The organism is Pontibacillus yanchengensis Y32, from assembly GCF_000770635.1.
GTDB classification, from domain to species: Bacteria; Bacillota; Bacilli; order Bacillales; family BH030062; genus Pontibacillus; species Pontibacillus yanchengensis.
Map to the genome: position 1 here is coordinate 45522 of NZ_AVBF01000006.1, position 21746 is coordinate 67267.

Annotated in this window: 23 protein-coding genes; all 23 read left to right on the forward strand. The window is 37.5% G+C overall.

Annotation, left to right across the window (positions count from 1 at the left end; translation table 11 throughout):
* Positions 1–97: 97 nt before the first annotated feature.
* Positions 98–1258 (forward strand): ADP-forming succinate--CoA ligase subunit beta, encoded by a 1161-nt coding sequence (sucC, locus tag N782_RS03715; protein WP_036816334.1) that lies wholly within the window; start codon positions 98–100, stop codon positions 1256–1258.
* A gap of 16 nt (positions 1259–1274) precedes the next feature.
* Positions 1275–2177 carry a succinate--CoA ligase subunit alpha gene (sucD, locus tag N782_RS03720; protein WP_036816336.1) on the forward strand — a complete coding sequence of 301 codons (903 nt, stop codon included), beginning with the start codon at positions 1275–1277 and terminating at the stop codon, positions 2175–2177.
* Between the two features lie 110 nt (positions 2178–2287).
* Positions 2288–3157, forward strand: coding sequence for a DNA-processing protein DprA (gene dprA, locus N782_RS03725; protein ID WP_036816339.1), 870 nt, complete (start codon positions 2288–2290; stop codon positions 3155–3157).
* A 195-nt stretch (positions 3158–3352) separates the two neighbouring features.
* On the forward strand, positions 3353–5431 hold the full coding sequence (topA, locus tag N782_RS03730; protein ID WP_036816340.1) for a type I DNA topoisomerase: 2079 nt from the start codon (positions 3353–3355) through the stop codon (positions 5429–5431).
* 1284 nt (positions 5432–6715) lie between these two features.
* Entirely contained in the window at positions 6716–7615 is a 900-nt protein-coding gene (gene xerC, locus N782_RS03735) for a tyrosine recombinase XerC (protein WP_036816342.1), read from the forward strand.
* Between the two features lie 31 nt (positions 7616–7646).
* Positions 7647–8195, forward strand: a complete 549-nt coding sequence (hslV, locus tag N782_RS03740; RefSeq protein WP_036816345.1) for an ATP-dependent protease subunit HslV — start codon at positions 7647–7649, stop codon at positions 8193–8195.
* A 14-nt stretch (positions 8196–8209) separates the two neighbouring features.
* Complete coding sequence (gene hslU / locus N782_RS03745; protein ID WP_036816347.1) at positions 8210–9601, forward strand: HslU--HslV peptidase ATPase subunit; 1392 nt, start codon at positions 8210–8212, stop codon at positions 9599–9601.
* Positions 9602–9625: 24 nt separating this feature from the next.
* Complete coding sequence (gene codY / locus N782_RS03750; protein WP_036816349.1) at positions 9626–10405, forward strand: GTP-sensing pleiotropic transcriptional regulator CodY; 780 nt, start codon at positions 9626–9628, stop codon at positions 10403–10405.
* Positions 10406–10739: 334 nt separating this feature from the next.
* A complete protein-coding gene (gene flgB / locus N782_RS03755; RefSeq protein WP_036816352.1) occupies positions 10740–11135 on the forward strand; it encodes a flagellar basal body rod protein FlgB in 396 nt (131 codons plus the stop codon).
* Positions 11136–11137: 2 nt separating this feature from the next.
* Entirely contained in the window at positions 11138–11593 is a 456-nt protein-coding gene (flgC, locus tag N782_RS03760; RefSeq protein WP_036816355.1) for a flagellar basal body rod protein FlgC, read from the forward strand.
* 26 nt (positions 11594–11619) lie between these two features.
* The gene (gene fliE / locus N782_RS03765) at positions 11620–11922 is read left to right on the forward strand and encodes a flagellar hook-basal body complex protein FliE (protein ID WP_036816473.1); all 303 of its coding nucleotides are present in this window, start codon (positions 11620–11622) and stop codon (positions 11920–11922) included.
* 49 nt (positions 11923–11971) lie between these two features.
* On the forward strand, positions 11972–13564 hold the full coding sequence (gene fliF / locus N782_RS03770) for a flagellar basal-body MS-ring/collar protein FliF (protein WP_036816362.1): 1593 nt from the start codon (positions 11972–11974) through the stop codon (positions 13562–13564).
* Positions 13565–13576: 12 nt separating this feature from the next.
* Positions 13577–14590 carry a flagellar motor switch protein FliG gene (fliG, locus tag N782_RS03775; RefSeq protein ID WP_036816365.1) on the forward strand — a complete coding sequence of 338 codons (1014 nt, stop codon included), beginning with the start codon at positions 13577–13579 and terminating at the stop codon, positions 14588–14590.
* Positions 14583–15365: a flagellar assembly protein FliH gene (fliH, locus tag N782_RS03780; RefSeq protein WP_036816367.1), complete on the forward strand. Its 783-nt coding sequence runs from the start codon at positions 14583–14585 to the stop codon at positions 15363–15365. The genes fliG and fliH overlap by 8 nt, the downstream gene beginning before the upstream one ends.
* The gene (fliI, locus tag N782_RS03785) at positions 15349–16662 is read left to right on the forward strand and encodes a flagellar protein export ATPase FliI (protein WP_036816475.1); all 1314 of its coding nucleotides are present in this window, start codon (positions 15349–15351) and stop codon (positions 16660–16662) included. Before fliH ends, fliI begins: the two co-directional genes overlap by 17 nt.
* Before the next feature lie 6 nt (positions 16663–16668).
* A complete protein-coding gene (gene fliJ / locus N782_RS03790; RefSeq protein ID WP_036816370.1) occupies positions 16669–17115 on the forward strand; it encodes a flagellar export protein FliJ in 447 nt (148 codons plus the stop codon).
* Between the two features lie 5 nt (positions 17116–17120).
* Positions 17121–17714, forward strand: a complete 594-nt coding sequence (locus N782_RS03795; protein ID WP_036816373.1) for a MotE family protein — start codon at positions 17121–17123, stop codon at positions 17712–17714.
* 39 nt (positions 17715–17753) lie between these two features.
* Positions 17754–19289: a flagellar hook-length control protein FliK gene (locus tag N782_RS03800; RefSeq protein ID WP_036816375.1), complete on the forward strand. Its 1536-nt coding sequence runs from the start codon at positions 17754–17756 to the stop codon at positions 19287–19289.
* A gap of 9 nt (positions 19290–19298) precedes the next feature.
* Positions 19299–19751, forward strand: a complete 453-nt coding sequence (flgD, locus tag N782_RS03805; protein WP_036816378.1) for a flagellar hook assembly protein FlgD — start codon at positions 19299–19301, stop codon at positions 19749–19751.
* A 15-nt stretch (positions 19752–19766) separates the two neighbouring features.
* Positions 19767–20180, forward strand: coding sequence for a TIGR02530 family flagellar biosynthesis protein (locus tag N782_RS03810; protein WP_052111159.1), 414 nt, complete (start codon positions 19767–19769; stop codon positions 20178–20180).
* A 45-nt stretch (positions 20181–20225) separates the two neighbouring features.
* Positions 20226–21023, forward strand: a complete 798-nt coding sequence (gene flgG, locus N782_RS03815) for a flagellar basal body rod protein FlgG (protein ID WP_036816478.1) — start codon at positions 20226–20228, stop codon at positions 21021–21023.
* Between the two features lie 63 nt (positions 21024–21086).
* The gene (locus N782_RS03820) at positions 21087–21305 is read left to right on the forward strand and encodes a flagellar FlbD family protein (protein ID WP_036816380.1); all 219 of its coding nucleotides are present in this window, start codon (positions 21087–21089) and stop codon (positions 21303–21305) included.
* Positions 21302–21724 carry a flagellar basal body-associated protein FliL gene (gene fliL, locus N782_RS03825; RefSeq protein WP_237582526.1) on the forward strand — a complete coding sequence of 141 codons (423 nt, stop codon included), beginning with the start codon at positions 21302–21304 and terminating at the stop codon, positions 21722–21724. Before N782_RS03820 ends, fliL begins: the two co-directional genes overlap by 4 nt.
* The last annotated feature ends 22 nt before the right edge of the window (positions 21725–21746 follow it).

A 21746-nucleotide genomic window follows, 5' to 3' on the forward strand; every position in this document is an offset into this window, starting at 1 on the left:
CGTGAAAGTTTTGCATATTGTAAATGAATTTGTGGACAATTCACACATATTTTTTATACAATGGTCATGCAGTGACAATTTGATGGGAGGATGGAACATGAACATTCACGAGTATCAAGGTAAAGAAATATTGCGTAGTTACGGCGTTGCCGTTCCTAATGGTAAAGTGGCTTATACCGTAGATGAAGCTGTAGATGCTGCTAATGCACTAGGTTCAAATGTATCGGTAGTAAAAGCACAAATCCATGCTGGAGGACGCGGTAATGCTGGTGGCGTAAAAGTAGCAAAAAACCAAGATGAAGTGCGTACATATGCCAATGAAATTCTAGGGAAGCAGCTGGTAACTCATCAGACAGGCCCTGAAGGTAAAGAAGTTAAGCGCTTACTGATTGAAGAAGGCTGTGACATTCAAAAGGAATATTATGTAGGTATTGTACTTGATCGTGCAACCTCTCGCGTAACGATGATGGCTTCTGAAGAAGGCGGTACAGAGATAGAAGAAGTTGCTGCAAATACGCCTGAAAAAATCTTCAAAGAGGTTATTGATCCTGTTGCAGGTTTAATGCCTTATCAAGCACGTCGATTAGCCTTTAATATTAACATCCCTGATGAACTACTAGGTAAAGCAGTTAAGTTCATGATGGGACTCTATCAAGTATTTGTTGAGAAAGATTGCTCCATTGCTGAAATCAACCCACTTGTAACTACAGGTGATGGTGAGGTCCTAGCATTAGATGCAAAGTTAAACTTTGATGATAACGCTTTATTCCGTCAAAAAGATATTTTAGAATATCGTGACTTAGATGAAGAAGATCCAAAAGAAATAGAAGCTTCTAAATATGACTTAAGTTATATTGCTCTAGATGGGAACATCGGTTGTATGGTTAATGGTGCTGGACTTGCTATGGCAACCATGGATACTATTAAGCATTATGGCGGAGAGCCCGCAAACTTCCTTGATGTAGGTGGGGGTGCCACTACAGAAAAGGTTACAGAAGCGTTCAAGATCATTTTGTCCGATTCTAGTGTTAAAGGAATTCTCGTTAATATCTTCGGTGGTATTATGAAATGTGATGTTATTGCTGAAGGTGTTGTAGCAGCTACGAAAGAAGTAGGTTTAGAGATTCCTCTTGTTGTACGCTTAGAAGGTACAAACGTAAAAGAAGGTAAACAAATTCTTAATGAGTCAGAACTAAATATTACAGCCTCTGAATCAATGGCTGAAGCGGCTCAGAAAATTGTTGAACTAGTAAAATAAGAAAGGACGGACAAAAATGAGTGTATATATTAATAAAGATACTAAAGTCATTGTGCAAGGAATCACAGGTTCTACTGCACTTTTCCACACAAAACAAATGCTTGAGTACGGAACTCAAATTGTTGGTGGTGTAACACCAAAAAAGGGTGGCACAGAAGTAGAAGGTGTACCTGTTTTTAATACTGTTGACGAGGCCGTTGAACAAACAGGCGCAACTGCATCTGTTGTATACGTTCCTGCGGCATTCGCTGCTGACGCAATTATGGAAGCTGTAGATGCAGAATTGGATATGGTAATCTGTATTACAGAACATATTCCAGTAATCGACATGGTAAAAGTTAAACGCTATATGGAAGGCAAGAAAACTCGCCTTGTAGGACCAAACTGCCCAGGTGTTATTACGCCAGAAGAATGTAAAATCGGTATTATGCCTGGCTATATTCACAAAAAAGGCCATATTGGTGTGGTATCCCGTAGTGGAACACTAACATATGAAGCAGTACATCAACTTTCTGAAGCTGGTATTGGTCAATCTACTGCTGTAGGTATAGGCGGAGACCCTGTAAATGGTACAGACTTTATCGATGTTTTACAGGCATTCCAAGATGACCCTGATACTTATGGTGTAATTATGATTGGGGAAATTGGTGGTACCGCAGAAGAGGAAGCTGCTCGTTTTGTGAAAGAAAATATGGATAAGCCTGTTGTTGGCTTTATCGGAGGCCGCACAGCACCCCCAGGAAAACGTATGGGACACGCTGGTGCGATTATCTCTGGTGGAAAAGGAACTGCAGAGGAAAAGATTTCTGTAATGAATGAATGTGGTATCGAAGTAGCAGAAACGCCAGCAGTGATGGGTGAAACACTCATCAATGTATTGAAAAATAATGGTATTTACGAAAAGTGTAAAACACATTAACATGATGATAAAAAGCTCCTGGTTACCCCCAGGAGCTTTCTTATGATGCGATTAAGTTTAGTGTGTTAATAATAGTACAAACTTGTTTGTTAGAAGAAAGGATAGATGTGATGAAAAATTATGAATTCCGCTTATGTCATATTCATTTGGCTTTGAATGGTAATCGCCGTTTACTGAGAAGATTTATGAAAGAAGACCCTGATTTAATCCTTCCTTATTCGAAATCTATTGATCAACTCGCCTCCTTTTTACAAATCCCTCTAAAAAAATCTACTCGTGTGTTTCAGTTTATACACTCCAGTAATATGAAAAGTCTTACAACAACCTATTTCCAACAAGGTATTGTGCTAACAAATAACCACCCCATGTTTCCTTCTTACCTTAATCAAATTCCTGATCCGCCAATGGTTTTATTTTTTAATGGTGATTTATCTTTGTTAAGTCAATCTCCTTCTCTCAGTGTAGTAGGAACAAGAACTCCTTCCTCTAAAGCATATCCAAAAATGAAGAGTGTCCTAACACCATTAATAGAGCGGGGGTGCGTAATTGTTAGTGGTATGGCAAGAGGAATTGATACCTTTGCTCATAAATTAACAATCGATTCAGGAGGTCGAACGATCGCTGTGCTTGCATTTGGTTTTAACCATTGCTATCCTTTAGAAAATCAGAGACTTATGGAAGAACTCAGAAGGGATCACCTCCTAGTTAGTGAATATCCTCCTCATATCAAACCTCAAAAATGGCATTTCCCTGAGCGTAACCGCCTTATTAGTGGTTTGAGCAAAGGAACATTAGTGATTGAAGCAAAAGAAAGAAGCGGATCACTTATTACTGTTGATCAAGCTTTGGAACAAGGAAAAGAAGTGTATGCGGTACCAGGGGAAATTACATCACCCATGTCAGTAGGATGTCATCGATTAATCCAACAGGGTGCTAAATTAGTCCAAAGCTCCTACGACATTGAGGAAGATTGGTTGTAATATGGGAGGTACCTTTGTAGAAAAACGTCAAATTCCTGTATAAATCATCCATAAAATGAAAGATTTATCAATTTGTGCGTTTGACAAACTGAGATGAAATATTTAATAATAGGGAAGATTTTAAAATAATAAACGTTTTCAAAATAACAATAGAACTAACAACTGAAAATGAACCCCATTTGGGAGGAAACATATATGGCAGATTATCTGGTTATTGTAGAATCACCAGCAAAAGCAAAAACAATAGAACGTTATTTAGGAAAAAAATATTCCGTAAAAGCATCAATGGGACACGTAATTGATTTACCTAAAAGTCAAATGGGTGTGAACGTGGAAGAAGACTATCAACCTAAGTACATTACAATAAGAGGTAAAGGACCTGTCCTGAAAGAATTGAAAACAGCCGCTAAGAAAGCGAAGAAAGTTTATCTAGCAGCCGACCCTGACAGAGAAGGGGAAGCAATTGCTTGGCATTTGGCACACAGCCTAAATATGGATGAAACATCTCAATGTAGAGTTGTGTTTAACGAAATTACGAAAGATGCTATAAAAGAATCATTTAAGAATCCTCGTACTATCGACATGGATTTAGTAGATGCCCAACAAGCAAGAAGGGTATTAGACAGGTTGGTTGGTTACAATATCAGTCCATTATTATGGAAGAAAGTTAAAAAAGGACTCAGCGCTGGACGAGTACAATCCGTCGCTGTAAAGCTTATCATTGATCGTGAGAATGAAATAAACGAATTTAAACCAGAAGAGTATTGGACAATAGAAGGTAACTTCCAAAAAGACAAAGAATCATTTGACGGTTCATTTTATGGTTTAAACGGCAAAAAAGAAAAACTATCATCAAAAGAGGACGTTGATAGTGTTCTTGCAAAAATGCAAGGTAAAGACTTTACCGTTGATAAAATTAATAAAAGGGAAAGAAGAAGAAATCCGGCCGCCCCTTTTACAACTTCCTCCTTGCAACAGGAAGCAGCACGTAAGTTAAATTTCAAAGCAAAGAAAACGATGATGCTTGCTCAACAACTCTATGAAGGTATAGAGTTAGGAAAAAAAGAAGGTACGGTTGGTCTGATAACCTATATGCGTACTGATTCTACAAGGATATCTCAAAGCGCTCAGAAAGAGTCTGCGGGTTATATAGAAGAGAAGTATGGCAAAACATATCTAGGGCAAGGAAGCCAAAAAACAAAGAATGCACAAAATGCACAAGATGCTCACGAAGCAATAAGGCCAACATCAACAATACGTGATCCAAGAACAATAAAAGAATTCTTATCAAGAGATCAATTTCGTTTATATAAGTTAATTTGGGAGCGTTTTGTTGCAAGTCAAATGGCACCTGCCGTGATGGACACAATAACTGCTCATTTATTAAATGAAGATGTTGAATTTAGAGCTACTGGATCTAAAGTGAAATTCAAAGGTTTTATGAAGGTCTACGTTGAAGGAAGCGATGATAATAAAAAGGAAGAAGATAAGTACTTACCTGAGCTAGAAGAGGGTATGACTGTTAAGGCTTCCAAAATCGAACCAAACCAACACTTCACTCAGCCACCACCAAGATATACAGAAGCTCGTCTAGTTAGAACGTTGGAGGAAATGGGCATCGGACGTCCATCTACTTATGCTCCCACATTAGATACTATTCAAAGACGTGGATATGTAAGCTTGGATAATAAACGATTTGTACCAACTGAGTTAGGTGAAATCGTAGTTGAATTATTAAGAGAGTATTTTCCTGAAATTATTAATGTGGACTTCACAGTTGAGATGGAAGGAAACTTGGACGCAGTTGAAGAAGGGAAAAAACAGTGGATACAAGTTATCGATGATTTTTATCAAGACTTCGAAAAGCGACTAGAAAAGGCTGAAAAAGAAATGGAAGAAGTCGAGATTAAAGATGAACCCGCTGGTGTCACATGCGAAGAGTGCGGACATGAAATGGTGTACAAAATGGGACGTTACGGAAAATTCTTGGCATGCTCAAACTTCCCTGACTGTCGAAACACCAAGCCTATTCTAAAAGAGATTGGTGTAAAATGCCCTAAATGTAAAGAAGGTAACGTAGTTGAACGAAAAAGTAAAAAACGTCGTACCTTTTACGGATGTGATCGTTTTCCGGAGTGTGACTTTATTTCTTGGGATAAACCTATTAGTCGCCCTTGTCCTAAATGTGAATCCTTATTGGTGGAGAAGAAAGCTAAAAAAGGTACACAAGTCCAATGTACATCTTGTAACTACAAGGAAGAAACACAACAATAAAAAAGAACCAACCTGGCTTCCCTTACCATTGGAAGCCAGGTTTTTTATTTTGGACTTAGTATAATTTGTACGTATTTTTGTTAATTAGTAAATAAAAAGTAACTGTTATTCATGATAAGAGGGCATAATATGGAAGACATAGTTTTCGAGATGCTTATTGGGAAGGAGTAAGTCCGATACATAAAAAGGGTTAGGGATGGGTGGGAAACGGCTCGCGTCCTGCGGGGGGCCCTACACGACGTAGGGTCGTTCGACGTTGTCACACGATGTGACGGTTTTAGTCGAACCTCCCCTTCTCAAGCTACCTTCGGGGAAATGCACCCTCAGGGGATATCGCCGACCTCTTTCTCCCGAGTCTCCCCGTTTCCCACCCATCCCTGCTGAAATGTTACGATAGGACTCTCGGAAATACGTTGGACATCTTCTAACGGACATATATGCTCTTATTTACTGTAAAAAACTTATTTTGGAGAGGCTAACGGACATATGATACCTTATTTGTGAAAAAACACACTATATTAAGGTGATTTTGGCTTAATAGCGTACTGTATGTCCGTTACGAATGCAAAATAGCCTTTAAATCGAAGGATAAGAGACTATATGTCCGCATAGCATCACCTTGTGTCATAATTCATTCCTCGCTTCGTGAATACCATGATTCCGAAGCAGTCCCACTCTAATCTGGCCATGTTTCCGTTCATCCCAACAACAGTAAAGGTGGCCGTGGAACGACGAGACTCCCGCCGGAGAAAGATGTAGGCAAGACCCCGCAAAGCCCCGCTTTTGGGCTTGAGGAGGCTTGGCAGCTCGCCGGCAGGACGCGAGTTGTTCCACGGCCACCTTTATTCCATTTAAAGCAACGGAAACATCTATCATCCCCAAATTATCTCAACTTCAAGTCTTCAACATAATGGGGCTATTCTGGAATATGGAAGAAGCTATTTCAAACGTCTAAATTGTAATAAAGTAACTATTAATACATGATAAATTCCAAGGTATTAAAGTATATATATTTTTATAATTCTAATAAGTTTTTGTAAAGATTACGAATGAATATAAAACTTTATTTGACACCTATTTCTCACTAAAGCTATAATCTACGAGTGGTAAGGAAAAGTGCTTGACAGAAATTTGAATAATATCCATTCAATGGTCTAGACTGATAAAAGTTAGTAAATTGAATTAAATTGATAACAATTCAGAATTTTGTTACAATTTAGTAAAGTTTATTGCATAAGGTATAGAACTGTGTTACTATTTAAACGCCTTATGTGGGGTGATGGAATGGAAATTCAAGAGGAAAGAAAGGCATTCATTGAATACTTACAAATTGAAAAAAATGCTTCCGCTAATACCATTCAATTTTACGAATACGATTTGGATTCATTTCTGCAATTTCTAAATAAAGAGGCTATCACTTCTTTATTAGATGTGGATTATGCTGTGATTCGTATTTTTTTAACTGATTTATACGATAAACAAATGTCTAGAAGATCAGTGTCACGGAAGCTATCGAGTTTACGAATGTTTTATCGATTTCTAGAAAGAGAAGGTAAAATAGAGTTTAACCCCTTTTTAAATATTTCCTTACCGAAAATGAACAAACCAATTCCTGAGTTTTTATATGAAGAAGAACTGGAAAAGCTTTTTCACGTAAGTGATTTAAAAACTCCTCTCGGGAAACGGAACCAAGCGATATTAGAATTACTATATGCAACTGGCATGCGTGTGAGTGAATGTGTAAAACTGAGCATAGAAGACATTGACTTTTCTTTAGGTACACTTCTAGTAAAAGGGAAGGGTAGAAAAGAGCGGTACGTACCATTTGGTAGCTTTGCTCAGAGCGCATTATCAGATTATATTTCTAATGGTAGGAGCCAACTATTAACAAAATCAAATCAAACTACCCAATACGTTTTTTTAAATGCAAAAGGCACTCCTCTTACGGATAGAGGGTTGAGGAAAGTTTTGGATCAAATGGTTCAAAAAGCAGCTTTAACTATTCATGTACATCCTCATAAGTTGAGGCATACCTTTGCAACTCACATGTTAAATGAAGGGGCAGATTTACGGTCTGTACAAGAATTATTAGGTCATGAACATTTGTCCTCTACACAAATTTACACTCATGTAACAAAAGACCATTTGCGTAAAATATATAATAATAGTCATCCAAGAGCTTAAGGTGATAAACGAATGGGAAGAGGTGGATAGGTTGGAACAACAATTTCATGCTACAACTATTTTTGCCGTCAGACATAATGGCCAAAGTGCTATGAGTGGTGATGGTCAAGTTACATTTGGTAATGCGGTGGTAATGAAACATAAAGCAAAAAAAGTTCGTACATTATACAAAGGGCAAGTTTTGGCTGGTTTTGCTGGTTCTGTTGCAGATGCCTTTACACTATTTGAAAAATTTGAAGCAAAGCTAGAAGCATTTGATGGCAATTTGCAAAGAGCTGCAGTGGAACTGGCTAAAGAGTGGCGAAGTGATAAAGTGCTTCGAAAATTAGAGGCTATGCTTATTGTGATGAATAAAGATACGATGCTGTTAGTTTCTGGAACTGGTGAAGTTATTGAGCCGGATGACGATATACTGGCAATAGGTTCTGGTGGGCATTACGCTTTAAGTGCTGGAAGAGCATTGAAGAGATATGCTGATCACAAAACAGCAGGTGAAATTGCACAGGCAGCATTAGAAGTTGCAGGTGAGATTTGTGTTTATACAAACAATGAGATTGTATTAGAAGTGTTAGGTGAGTAAAGGAGGACGTAAATATGTCTGATAATCTTACTCCACGTCAAATCGTGGAAAAACTTGATCAATATATAATTGGCCAAAATAATGCCAAGAAATCAGTATCGATTGCTTTACGTAACCGTTATCGACGTATGCAACTTGATGATAAACTTAAGGAAGAAATTGTCCCTAAAAACATATTAATGATTGGCCCTACAGGAGTAGGGAAAACAGAAATTGCTCGCCGTTTAGCTAAGCTAGTAGGAGCACCTTTTATAAAAGTAGAAGCAACAAAGTTTACGGAAGTAGGCTATGTTGGCCGAGATGTAGAATCAATGATTCGTGATTTAATGGAAACTTCAGTACGAATGGTGAAAGAAGAGAAAATGGAAGGTGTGAAAGATCGTGCTGAAGAGATGGCTAACCAACGAATAGTAGAGTTATTGGTTCCGGAAAAGAAAAAACAAAACAATTTTAAAAACCCATTAGAAATGTTCTTCAATCAGCAACAAGATCAAAATCAACAAGAAACAACCCAAGAAGAGCAAGATATTGAGCAAAAACGAAAACGTAGAGCACAGCAACTTGCTATGGGGGAACTTGAGGATCATATGGTTACAGTTGAACTAGATGAACAACAACCTTCTATGTTTGATATGTTACAAGGCTCGGGTATGGAACAGATGGGGATGAACATGCAAGATGCATTTAGTCAATTCATGCCCAAGAAGACAAAGAAGCGTCGTTTGACTGTTGCTGAAGCTCGTAAAGTACTTACTCAATCCGAGGCACAAAAACTGATTGATATGGATGAGGTTTCTCAAGAAGCTGTGACGAAAGTAGAGCAATCTGGCATGATTTTCATTGATGAGATTGATAAGGTAGCTGGTCAAAGTGAACAATCGGCTAATGTATCTCGTGAAGGGGTTCAACGTGATATACTTCCGATTGTAGAAGGTTCTACAGTCACAACTAAGTATGGACCAGTAAAAACAGACCATATTCTCTTCTTTGCTGCTGGGGCATTTCATATGTCAAAGCCATCAGACCTTATACCTGAGCTTCAGGGTCGTTTTCCTATTCGCGTAGAATTAGAGAAACTAACGGTACAAGACTTTGTCAATATCTTAACGGAACCTTCTAATGCTTTGTTAAAGCAATATAAAGCACTTCTAGAAACTGAAGGTATAAATGTTGAATTTTCTGACGAAGCTGTAACTAGACTTGCAGAAGTAGCGTTTGAAGTAAATCAGGATACAGATAACATAGGAGCTCGTCGTTTACACACCATTTTAGAAAAGCTATTAGAAGACTTATCTTTTGAAGCACCTGATGTCAATATGGAAACAATTGAAATCACTAAAACCTATGTAGACGACAAATTAGCTTCGATTGCGAAAAATAAAGATTTAAGTCAATTTATTCTATAGCTAAGTCAGAACAGGAGGATCACTATGAAATTATTAGAGCGAGCACGTAATATTAATGCGATGCTACAAACAACAACAGGCAAATCAGTGAATTTTAATGATATGTCAGAAACACTAAGGGATACGATTGGTGCAAATACATTTATCTTAAGTCGTAGAGGTAAGTTATTAGGTTTTGCAATTAAGCAGGAAATTGAAAATGAACGTATGAAGAATATGCTAGAGCAACGCCAATTCCCTGAAGAATACACTCAAAATTTATTTAACATTAAAGAAACAACGTCCAATATTGATATTAATAGCGAATTCACTGCGTTTCCAGTGGAGAACCGTGATTTGTTTAAGAACGGATTAACCACGATTGTCCCTATAATCGGTGGTGGAGAACGTTTAGGAACGTTAATCTTAAGTCGTATAACAGAAAGCTTTAACGAGGATGACTTATTACTTGCAGAATACGGAGCCACAGTGGTGGGTATGGAAATTCTTCATGAAAAAGCAGAAGAAATCGAGTTAGAGGCACGTAGTAAAGCTGTAGTACAAATGGCTATTAGTTCCTTATCTTATAGTGAATTAGAAGCAATTGAGCATATTTTTGAAGAACTTGAAGGCAATGAAGGTTTGCTAGTTGCAAGTAAGATAGCGGACCGTGTAGGTATTACACGTTCAGTAATTGTGAATGCATTGCGTAAATTAGAAAGTGCTGGTGTTATCGAATCACGTTCTCTTGGAATGAAAGGAACGTATATTAAGGTATTAAACGACAAATTTCTACACGAATTACAAAACATGCGTTTGAACTAGATATGAGGAAAAATATCCCTTCTCCATTCGAGAAGGGATATTTTTTTTGGGGGTCTTAAAAAAATCTTTACACATAGTACATTTCTTTTAGATGCCATATGTGTCATAATAATACCTAGTTGGAAAAATGTAACCGGAATGCGAAAATTGTCGTAAAATCTCACTTGACGTCAAGGTTTGTATGTAGGTAAATAGTCTAGTATTTACAAGAAATTTGTAGAAATATAGGTTAAATAGGGAATTAATCTCATAGACATTCAGTCTTGTATTTCTTACAATTACCGTAGAAACTAGGTCTCACTACTTAATAATTTGGTTAAAAAGGAGGGGGAAAATGAAACTCTTTGGGAGCACATTTCAAGCGTTAGAAAACTCCATGAACTACGCATCAAAAAAGAATCAAACAATTACCAATAACATAGCAAATGTCGATACCCCTAATTTTAAGTCAAAAAATGTGGTTTTTAAGGATGTTTTAGCAAGTGAAGTAAACAGCTCCATACAAACGAAACGCACCAATGAAAAACACATACCTTTTAGCAGCTCTGAGGGTAAATCCTATAAAGTAGTAACAAATTCAAATACGTCTTATAACCACAATGGTAATAACGTTGATATGGATAAAGAAATGTCAGACTTAGCGAAAAATCAAATCTATTATCAAGCTTTAGTAGATCGGCTGAATGGTAAGTTCAGAAGCCTTCAAAGCGTTCTGAAAGGTGGTCAATAATAATGGGGATATTTAATGGACTAAATGCAAGTGCCAGTGCACTTACAGCGCAACGCTTAAGAATGGATGTTGTATCTTCCAATCTGGCAAATGCCGAAACAACTAGAGCCTCCCAGACCGAGGATGGTCAATGGCAACCTTATCGAAGAAAGACAGTAACATTCCAACCGAATGGTCAATCATTTCAGTCTCATTTACAAAGTGCGATGGGTTCCTCATCTAATACAGCACAGGGTGTTGAAGTTACTGATATTAAAGAAGACCCAGAACCTTTCAAGATGATGTACAATCCTAATCATCCAGATGCAAATGACGAGGGATATGTAGCTATGCCAAATGTTGATCCACTAAAAGAAATGGTTGATCTAATGAGTGCTACTCGATCATATGAAGCAAATGTAACGGCAATGAATGCTAATAAAAGCATGCTTATGAAAGCATTGGAAATTGGTAGATAATAAGAGGGGGATTAGACATGAACAATATGGGAGCCTCGATTTCTTCCCTACAACAACTACAACCACAAACAGAAGCAACCAAAACAAAAGCATCTCCAGCTGAAGTGCAATCAGCATTTGCTGATAGCCTGAAAAATGCAATCAACAATGTTAATAAAGCATCAGTAACATCGAACCAAATGACAGAAAAACTCGCAAAAGGTGACGTTGATAACCTCCATGAAGTAATGGTTACAGCTCAGAAATCTAGTGTAACTTTACAAACAGCTGTTCAGGTACAGGGGAAGGTCATCGATGCATATAAAGAAATATCAAGAATGCAAGTATGATCATGTCTTAAAGGCATGATTAAGAACGTTTTTGACGACGGGGGCTATTATGAGAGAAAAGCTACAACTTTATAGAGAAAAGGTAACTACATTTTGGCAAAGCCGTACTCTCGCTCAAAAAAGTGTCATGATTGGTGCAATTATTGGTTTGTTTGTTTTAATAATTGGAGTGAGTGCGTTTGCTTCCAATACCAAAATGGTACCTCTATATAGTAATCTATCACTGCAAGAGGTAGGTCAAATTAAAGAAGAACTCGACACGAGGAACATTAAGTATGAAATATCTAGTGGAGGACAAAGTGTACTAGTTCCACAAGAACAAGTGGATTCTTTATTAGTTGATTTAGCAGCACAAGGACTACCAAATAGCGGAAACATTGACTACTCCTTTTTTAGTGCTAATACATCGTGGGGAATGACAGACAATGAATTTGATGTCATTAAATTAGATGCGATGCAAACAGAATTATCAACGTTAATTTCAAGTATTGATGGTATCCGAGATGCAAAAGTAATGATTAATAAACCTAAAGAATCTGTTTTTGTAGGAGAACAGCAGCAACAAGCCTCTGCATCAGTAGTTATCCAAAGAGAAGGTGGCTACCAAATAGATCAGAGTAAAGTTAAATCCTTATATAACTTAGTTTCAAAATCAGTGCCGAACCTTTCTACAGATAATATCGTCATTACAGATCAATCCTTTACATATTACGACTTAGAAAATGAAGGAAATATGGCATCAGGTAATACGTACGAATATCAACAAGGGATAAAGAAAGATATAGAACGAGATATTCAACAACGTGTACAAAAAATGCTAGGGATGATGATAGGTAGAGATAAAGTCGTGGTATCTGTAACTGCCGATGTAGATTTTACAAAAGAAAACCGCACCGAAAACCTCGTACAGCCAAGCTCAGCTGACGGTGAAGAAGGATTACCAGTCAGTGTTGAGAGAATCACAGAAACCTATACAGGAAATCCACCAGTAGGGGGTACACCTGGAACAGGGGAAGAAGATGTACCGAACTATGATACAGCTGACGGTGAAGGTGACGGCGATTATGAAATGATGAAAGAAACGATTAACAATGAATATAACCGTATTCAACGTAATATTGTGGAAAGTCCTTACAAGCTTCGAGATTTAGGCATTCAAGTAGCCGTTGATAATAGTAAAGCACAAACGGAAAACGCAGAAACTGCAGAAACATTGAGTACACAAGAACAAAATACTGTAACTGAGAGTGTTACGTCTATCTTGAGTTCTATAGTGCAAACATCTGTTTCTGAAGAATATGGAGAGATAGAACCATCTAACAAGATTTCTGTTGTCTTTGAAGAATTTAATGGACAACCTCAATTTGAAGGTCCATCTACACCAGTTATTCCTACATGGCTATATGCTGTTGGGGGAGTTCTCCTAGTTATCATTGCTACGTTAATTTGGATGTTAGTGAAGGGGAACAAGAAGAAAGCTGTGAAGGAAGAATATGTGGAAGAAACACCAGTATCAATACCTGATATTGAGGAGGAACAAGAAACCGAAGCATCTTTACGTCGAAAGCAACTAGAACGTATGGCTAAGGATAAACCGGAAGATTTTGCAAAACTTCTTAGATCGTGGATTGCAGAAGACTAGGAGGAAGCGTTTATGGCGAAGCAGAAGAATGAGATTACAGGCAAGCAGAAGGCTGCTGTGTTACTCATATCTCTTGGGCCTGATGTATCAGCACAAGTATACAAACACCTAACAGAAGAAGAAATAGAAAAACTTACTTTAGAAATATCATCCGTTAAAAAAGTAGAACCAGAACAAAAAGAGCAAATTTTAGATCAATTTCATCAGATAGCATTAGCGCAAGATTACATTTCACAAGGTGGAATTGGCTATGCGAAAACAGTGCTTGAAAAAGCTTTAGGAGAATCTGAGGCTTCCAATCTAATCAATAGACTGACGTCCTCGTTACAAGTAAGACCATTTGATTTTGCTCGAAAAGCTGATCCAGCACAAATCCTAAACTTTATTCAAAATGAACATCCACAGACTATTGCATTAGTCCTTTCTTATTTAGACTCTGAGCAATCAGCTCAAATTCTATCAGAGCTACCACAAGAAATGCAGGCTGACATTGCGAAAAGAATTGCTATTATGGATTCCACATCGCCAGAAGTCATTAGTGAAGTTGAACAAATTTTGGAACGAAAACTATCTACAACAGTCACTCAAGACTACACACAAACTGGTGGTATTGAAGCGGTTGTGGAGGTACTGAATGGAGTAGACCGAAGCACTGAAAGAACAATATTAGATTCTTTAGAAATCCAAGACCCAGAACTGGCAGAAGAAATTAAAAAGCGCATGTTTGTATTTGAAGATATTGTTACTTTAGATAATCGCGCAATTCAGCGTGTTATCAGAGAAGTTGAAAATGAAGATCTTATGTTATCCCTAAAAGTAGCTAGTGAAGAAGTCAAAGAAGTAGTATTCAATAATATGTCTAATCGAATGGCGGAAACATTTAAAGAAGAGATGGAGTATATGGGTCCTGTGAGACTCAAAGATGTGGAAGAAAGCCAGTCTAGGATAGTTGCTGTCATACGAAGATTAGAAGATGTTGGTGAAATTGTAATTGCTCGAGGCGGGGGTGACGATATTATTGTCTAACTCGAAAAAGGTAATTGGATTAAAGCCAATCAACACTCAACCTCCAAGCCAAACTATTACAACTAATGATGAGGTTGAAGTAACACAAGAACATGCTGATCAGGTTAAGCAACAAGCAGAAGAAACATTTCTTCAAGCAGAAGAAACGTTAAAACAAGCTGAAGAGAGAGCACAACAACTGATTGCAGAAGCGCAGACGGATATCGAGCAACAAAAAAGTAACTGGGAACAAGAAAAGCAAGAGTTGATTAAGCAAGTAAAAGAAGATGCTTATAAAGATGGATTTGCAGAAGGTAAAGTGGAAGCAGAATCGGAATATGAATCTCTTATTCAACATGCGCAGTCTATAACAGCTCGTGCAGAGCAAGATTATAAGCATCGAGTGGAAGAAAGTGAAGAAACAATACTTCAATTAGGAATTGCTTCTGCCTCTAAGATTTTAAACAAGAAATTACATGAGGAACCTTATCAATTTGTAGAAATTGTACGTTCTCTTATAGAAGAAGTGAAAGAACAAGGCCAATTATCCATTTATGTACATCCTGATCAATATGAACAAGTCCTGTCACAAAAAACAGAATTACAAATGGTTGTAGACAATCAGGCGGACTTGTCTATTTATCCGAAGCATAATTTAACTTCTTATCAATGCTATGCTGAATCACCATTTGGCAGAGTAGATGCTAGTATCGACAGTCAATTACAAGAACTGCGGACGAAATTGCTTGAATTATTAGAGGAGGCCAAAGCCAGTGAGAATGAATCAACTTACTGAAGAAATTCCTCATCTTGATACCTTTAAAAGGTACGGGAAAATTCATAGAGTTGTAGGGCTTATGATTGAATCCAAAGGTCCAGAAGCAAGTGTTGGAGAAGTATGTATTATTCATTCTAGTCCCAAAAAAGGGCAACAAATTTTAGCTGAAGTCGTTGGGTTTCACAACGAGAATGTTCTCCTTATGCCGTATTCCGAAATAACAGACATAGCTCCTGGATGTCTAGTCGAATCTACTGGTGACCCATTACAAATCAAAATAGGAAGAGGGATAATTGGACAAGTAATTGATTCATTAGGACGTCCTTTGTATGAAGACATGCAATTACCGAAAGGACTTGAAATGTATCCTACTGATCAATCGCCCCCTAACCCATTGTCTAGACCTAGGATTCATGAGCCAATTCAAGTAGGTGTACGATTAATTGATACTCTTTTAACTGTTGGGAAAGGTCAACGAATAGGTATTTTTGCTGGTAGTGGTGTTGGGAAGAGTACGTTAATGGGGATGATTGCACGTAACAGTGGTGCAGATATTAATGTGATTGCGTTAATTGGTGAACGTGGTCGAGAAGTAAAGGAATTTATCGAGAAAGACTTAGGTCCTGAGGGGTTAAAGAAATCGATTGTGGTAGTTGCTACTTCAGACCAACCTGCTCTAATGCGCATAAAGGGAGCCTATACTGCCACGGCGATTAGTGAATACTTTCGAGATCTTGGCTTTAATGTAAATTTAATGATGGATTCTGTTACAAGGGTAGCCATGGCACAAAGAGAAGTGGGACTGGCTACTGGTGAGCCACCAACAACCAAAGGGTACACGCCAAGTGTATTTGCAATTTTACCTAAGTTATTAGAACGTACAGGCACTAATCATTTAGGAACTATTACAGCATTTTATACAGTTCTTGTGGATGGTGACGATTTGAATGAACCAATATCAGATACAGTTAGAGGGATATTAGATGGACATTTTGTTTTAGATCGAAAACTTGCAGAGCAAGGGCAGTTTCCAGCAGTAAATATTCTGAAATCAATCAGTCGTGTTATGAAGCAAATTACATCCACACAACATCAAGAAGCAGCAAATGAACTAAGGTCTATGCTAGCGACTTATGAGGAAAATCAGGAGCTCATTCAAATTGGTGCATACAAGAAAGGCACATCCAGAGATGTAGACCAAGCAATACAGTATCACCCAAGTATTATTTCATTCTTGAAACAGGGAACAGAGGAAGAAGTTAAACATGACGAGGCAGTAAGTCAATTACTGAAGCTAGTAGGTCGAGGGGAGTGATGAATAGTGGCGGACATTGCAACGTTTCATAAGTTACTCCAAATTAAAGAAACAGATAAAAACGTAGCTCACAAAGTGTACCAGGAATCAGTAGAAGAGTTTGAACAAGTTGCAACCAAAATGTATGAGCTTTTAAAGAAGAAGGAACAAGCTGAGGAATATTACCATCATCAATTACAGCATAATACTCAAGTTACTGATCTACATATGACGTTTAATTATATAGAACAACTAGATAAACAGATTTCTCAAATGCAGTCTTCCGTTCAAAAAGCTCGAAATCAAATGGAGACCAAACAAGAAGAATTAACGAGTGCTCATGTAGAAATGAAGAAATATGAAAAAATCATTGATAGAAAAGAGCATAATCTTCATTCTTTACTAATGGAAAATGAAAAGAAACACATGGATGAGTTATCTATGCAACAGTTTATAAGTCAAGGGAATAGGTGAGTTTAATGGCACAACAGGAATACAACCAAGTAGAAACAAAAAAAACAAATAAATTCCAGTGGTTCGTGTTCGTTATCCTTATTCCATTATTGTTTGCGATTACCTTCGCTTTGATAGTTATGACTATAGGTGGTGTGAATGTGTTTCAAAAGGTTCAAGAGTATGGTGGAAAGATTCCAGTAATCTCATCGATGGTGTCTTCTGAACAAACTCAAGAAAAGCAAGAACCACAATCTGCTGAGCTGCAAGCAACTGTTCAAGATCAAAAAGCCCAAATTCAACAGTTACAAGGGACTATTACACAGAAAGACCAAACTATTGAAGAGCTTAACCAACAAATTGAAGAGCTAACGAACCAATTAAATGAAAAATCAAAGTCAGATAAACAACGAGCCGAAATAATGAAAAATATGTCCTCTTCATTTAAAGAGATGGATGCCGAAAAAGCAGCCCCAATTATTGCACAACTAGATCAGTCCACTGCTGTTTCTATACTACAGGAAATACCAGATGAAGAGCGGGGAAACATTTTCGCTAACATGAGCCCTGAACAGGCTGCTTCATTCACAAATGCATTAGTTAATAGTGGTGCACCTTAATCAGAGTATTCCATTATCCTTTGAAAGGGGGTGAAAAATATGAGTAATAACGTAATGATGTTGTCTCAAGTAATCAGTCAATCAAAAAGCCCGCTAAAACAAGTTATTAATCAATCCGTCAAGAGTGATTCTAGTAAGAGTTTTAGCACGGCAATTCAAGCAGTATTGAAGAATAGTGATTCAAAGTCAGAATTACAAAAGGGGCTTTCAGAGCTAGTTTCATCTACTCCATTTTCAGAAAAGGTAAAGTCGTTATTAAATAATGTAAAACAATTCTTATCTACCATACCCAAAGAAGATCAAATGTTAAACGTAAGTATGCTTTCAAATTTAAAAAATAGTGAAATATGGTCAACACTTTCTAACCAACAACAAGAAGAAATTGTGGGTATGTTTGAAAATAACCAATCTATTCTTTCTATCATTAATGCAATGGACTCGAGTGAATCTAGCAATGCTACTATCCAATTGATAACAGTTCAATCCTGGTTCCAAGCTAATCCTACTTATGGGGAAACGCAAAAAGGTTCTGTTATTGAAGCTCAAATTAACCAAATACAACAACAATCAATGAAGGGTAATACCCAGATTGCAAATAGTTTACTAAATCATTTAGATACGCTGCAATCTAATGTTACGTCTCCTATTAAATCGGGATCGAACAAAGCTATGGACAAACTAGTTCAGGAATTAACCACAACCCTTCAAAAGCTTGATCAGGAAGCGCAACTAACTAAAAGTCAAATGACTACACTAGAGAAGAAACTCTTTGAAATAGCAAAACAATGGATACAATTAGACAAATCTCAAACACAAGCTTCCAATCTAATGGTGCAGCAACTAAAGCAAGAAGGTGTTTCAAGTAAGGCACTGGAGTCATGGCAGCAAGCATTATCTAATCTTAGGAAACGTAGTTCCTTAGCAAATCAGAATCAATATGGTCAAAACGCTACGGTAACACGAAACGAGTTTGCAAATTGGATTAGAAGCGCATGGCAACGAATGAATACAGAAGGCTCAAAAGTAACACAACAAGAACAACAAAATGTAAAAGCATCTCCACCACAATTTAGCTCTTCTGATATGGTTCCAATGTCTAAACAAGAACAAATGGTTATTAAGTTAAATGGATCTCAGTCTAATGAGAATATGCAGAAACAACTAGTAGAAGAGTTTCAAAAGGTCATGAATCGCAGTAAGTTTTCCATTCATAAAGGGAGTTCTCAACTATCTATTAAGTTAAATCCATCTCAATTGGGAGATATGATGGTGAAGATGACTCAACAAAATGGCGAGATGATGGTGAAAATTATGGTGACTTCACAGGCAGCAAAAGAAATGCTAGAAGGAAATCTTCAACAGCTTCGTCACATGTTCTCACCTAGCCAAGTACAAATTGAGAAGCATGACCAATTAACTTCTACCCAAGAAAGCCATTTACTAGATAAGGAACAAGCTGATAAAGAAGAGGAACAATCTGAAAACTTCCAGTCTGCTTTTGAGACTGAGGAGGAGCATGAAGAAGACTCAGAGAATATGAGTTTCCATGACTTATTAATGAATGAGAAAGTGTAGGTGAATGCAATGCCTAGTATTGATCCCTCATTATATTTACAAACACAAACCCAAAACCAAACCAAGTCCCAAGAATCGAAGAGTGCTACACTTGGAAAAGATGATTTTCTTAAGATTTTGATGACTCAGCTTCAAAACCAAGATCCTACTAGTCCAATGAAAGATAAAGAGTTTATTTCTCAAATGACAAGCTTTTCAACATTAGAACAAATGACGAACATGTCTGATGCTATTCAAAAACTTACAGAAGCTCAATCCGAAGCACCTGTTGTTAAGTATAGCAATATGATAGGCAAACAAGTTTCCTATGAATTCTCAAATGAAAATGGGACAACAGGAAGTGAAACCAGTGAGGTAGCAGCCGTCTCTAAAAAAGGAGAGAAGATTGAGCTTGAATTAGCGAATGGTGATCGAATTAGTACGAATGCTATCACTAGAGTTAGCCTTGAGGCGAGTGAATAAGAAAGAAGGGGTATCATGGATCCAAGAATCCATCAGTTACAGCACCAACCCTTACAGCTTCCAAAAACAAAGAATACGAATGTTTCCTCAAGTAATTCTGCGTCTTTTCAACAAGTTCTTCAAAAAGAAGTTGAAAGTTTAACAATTAGCAAGCATGCGCGGACAAGGTTACAAGAACGAAACATTCACATACAAGATCATGTATGGGAAACAATTTCATCAAAAGTAAAGGAAGCGAAAGCAAAAGGAGTAACAGAGTCATTAGTAGTAACTAAAGATGCAGCATTAGTAGTGAGCGCCAAAAATGATACTGTCATTACAGCAATGGATCGCAATGAAGCCGCATCGCAAATATTTACGAATATAAATGGAACAATTTTAATGGAAGATCAGGCTGGACCTACGGGAGGCCTACAAGCTGCGGACTGATTGAAGCAGCTCTATTATTACAATTTGAAAGGATTGAATAACCTTATGTTACGTTCAATGTATGCAGGTATTTCCGGAATGAAGGGTATGCAACAAAAATTAGATGTGATTGGTAACAACATTGCCAATGTGAATACATCTGGCTATAAAAAAGGACGAGTAACGTTTCAAGATATGATGAGTCAAACCGTAAGTGCTGCTCAGGAGCCAGCTGGAAACTTAGGGGGTAAAAACCCTTCACAAGTAGGGCTTGGTTCTCAGCTAGGTTCGATTGACAATATCCACACTCAAGGTAATCGTCAAACCACCAATCGTCCTTTAGACCTTGCAATAGAAGGTGATGGTATGTTCGCTGTTACAGAAGGAACAGAAACATTTTACACAAGGTCAGGTAATTTTTATTTAGATCAATCAGGAGCTATAGTAAATAATAATGGTCAATATTTAGCTGACACCGATGGAAATAATATTACGATTCCATCAGATGCTAAAAGTTTTAGTGTCCAATCAAATGGTACGGTCTCTTATATAAATGATGCAGGTAACCCAGATGAAGCTGGAACAGTAGGACTTGCTCAATTTGCAAACCCAGCCGGTTTAGAAAAAGTAGGCTCTAATATGTTCAGGATGACAAATAACGCCAATAACGGCGCGCCTGATCTTGAAGCTCCAGGTACTGGCGGTAGAGGTACAATGGTCTCTGGCGCACTCGAAATGTCTAACGTTGACCTAGGTGGAGAGTTCACGGAAATGATTACAGCTCAACGTGGTTTCCAAGCTAACACTCGTATTATTACGACTTCTGACGAAATCCTCCAAGAGCTCGTCAATCTAAAACGTTAATATAGAGGAGGGTGTGGGGATGGAGAACATCACTTTTATGTTGTTCTCTTTCTCCTTTTACATATGATTGCATTAACCAAGTTAAACGGTGACCGGTTTACATTGAATGCTATATACATAGAGCAAGTTCAACGTTTGCCTGCTACCACAATTACATTAAATAACGGGAAGAAAGTTATTGTAAAAGAAACAGATGCAGAAGTCATTTCGCAAGTGAAACAATTTTATCGACAAATTGGATTAGTAGGGGTTCAAAATGATAATGAGGAGGGATCCTCTTGAGTTCAAGGTTATTTAAGTCTATGGTCACTGTCTTGGTCGTGATAACGATAGTTGGTATTGTAGCTCTTATATTGGTTTTAAATACTTCGGGTAAAGAAGATGCGAATGCAAATCCTACAATCGATCAAATCGTTGAGAATTCCTTTGAGACAGAAGAGCTAACGACTGATTTGAAAAATGACCGTTTTGTTCGAATACAATTTCGAATTGTAACTACTGGCAAGGATGCCAAAGAGGAATTACAGAAACGTGATTTCCAATTAAAAAATATTTTAATTAAAGAACTTTCTAAGATGGAAGAGAATGAATTCAAATCAGGAGTGGCTAACCTGGAAAGCATGCTGAAGTTACGTTTGAACGAATTATTAGCAGAAGGAAAAGTTACGGACGTCTACACAATCAAGAAAGTATTGCAGTAATGAATATATGATACGCCTGAAT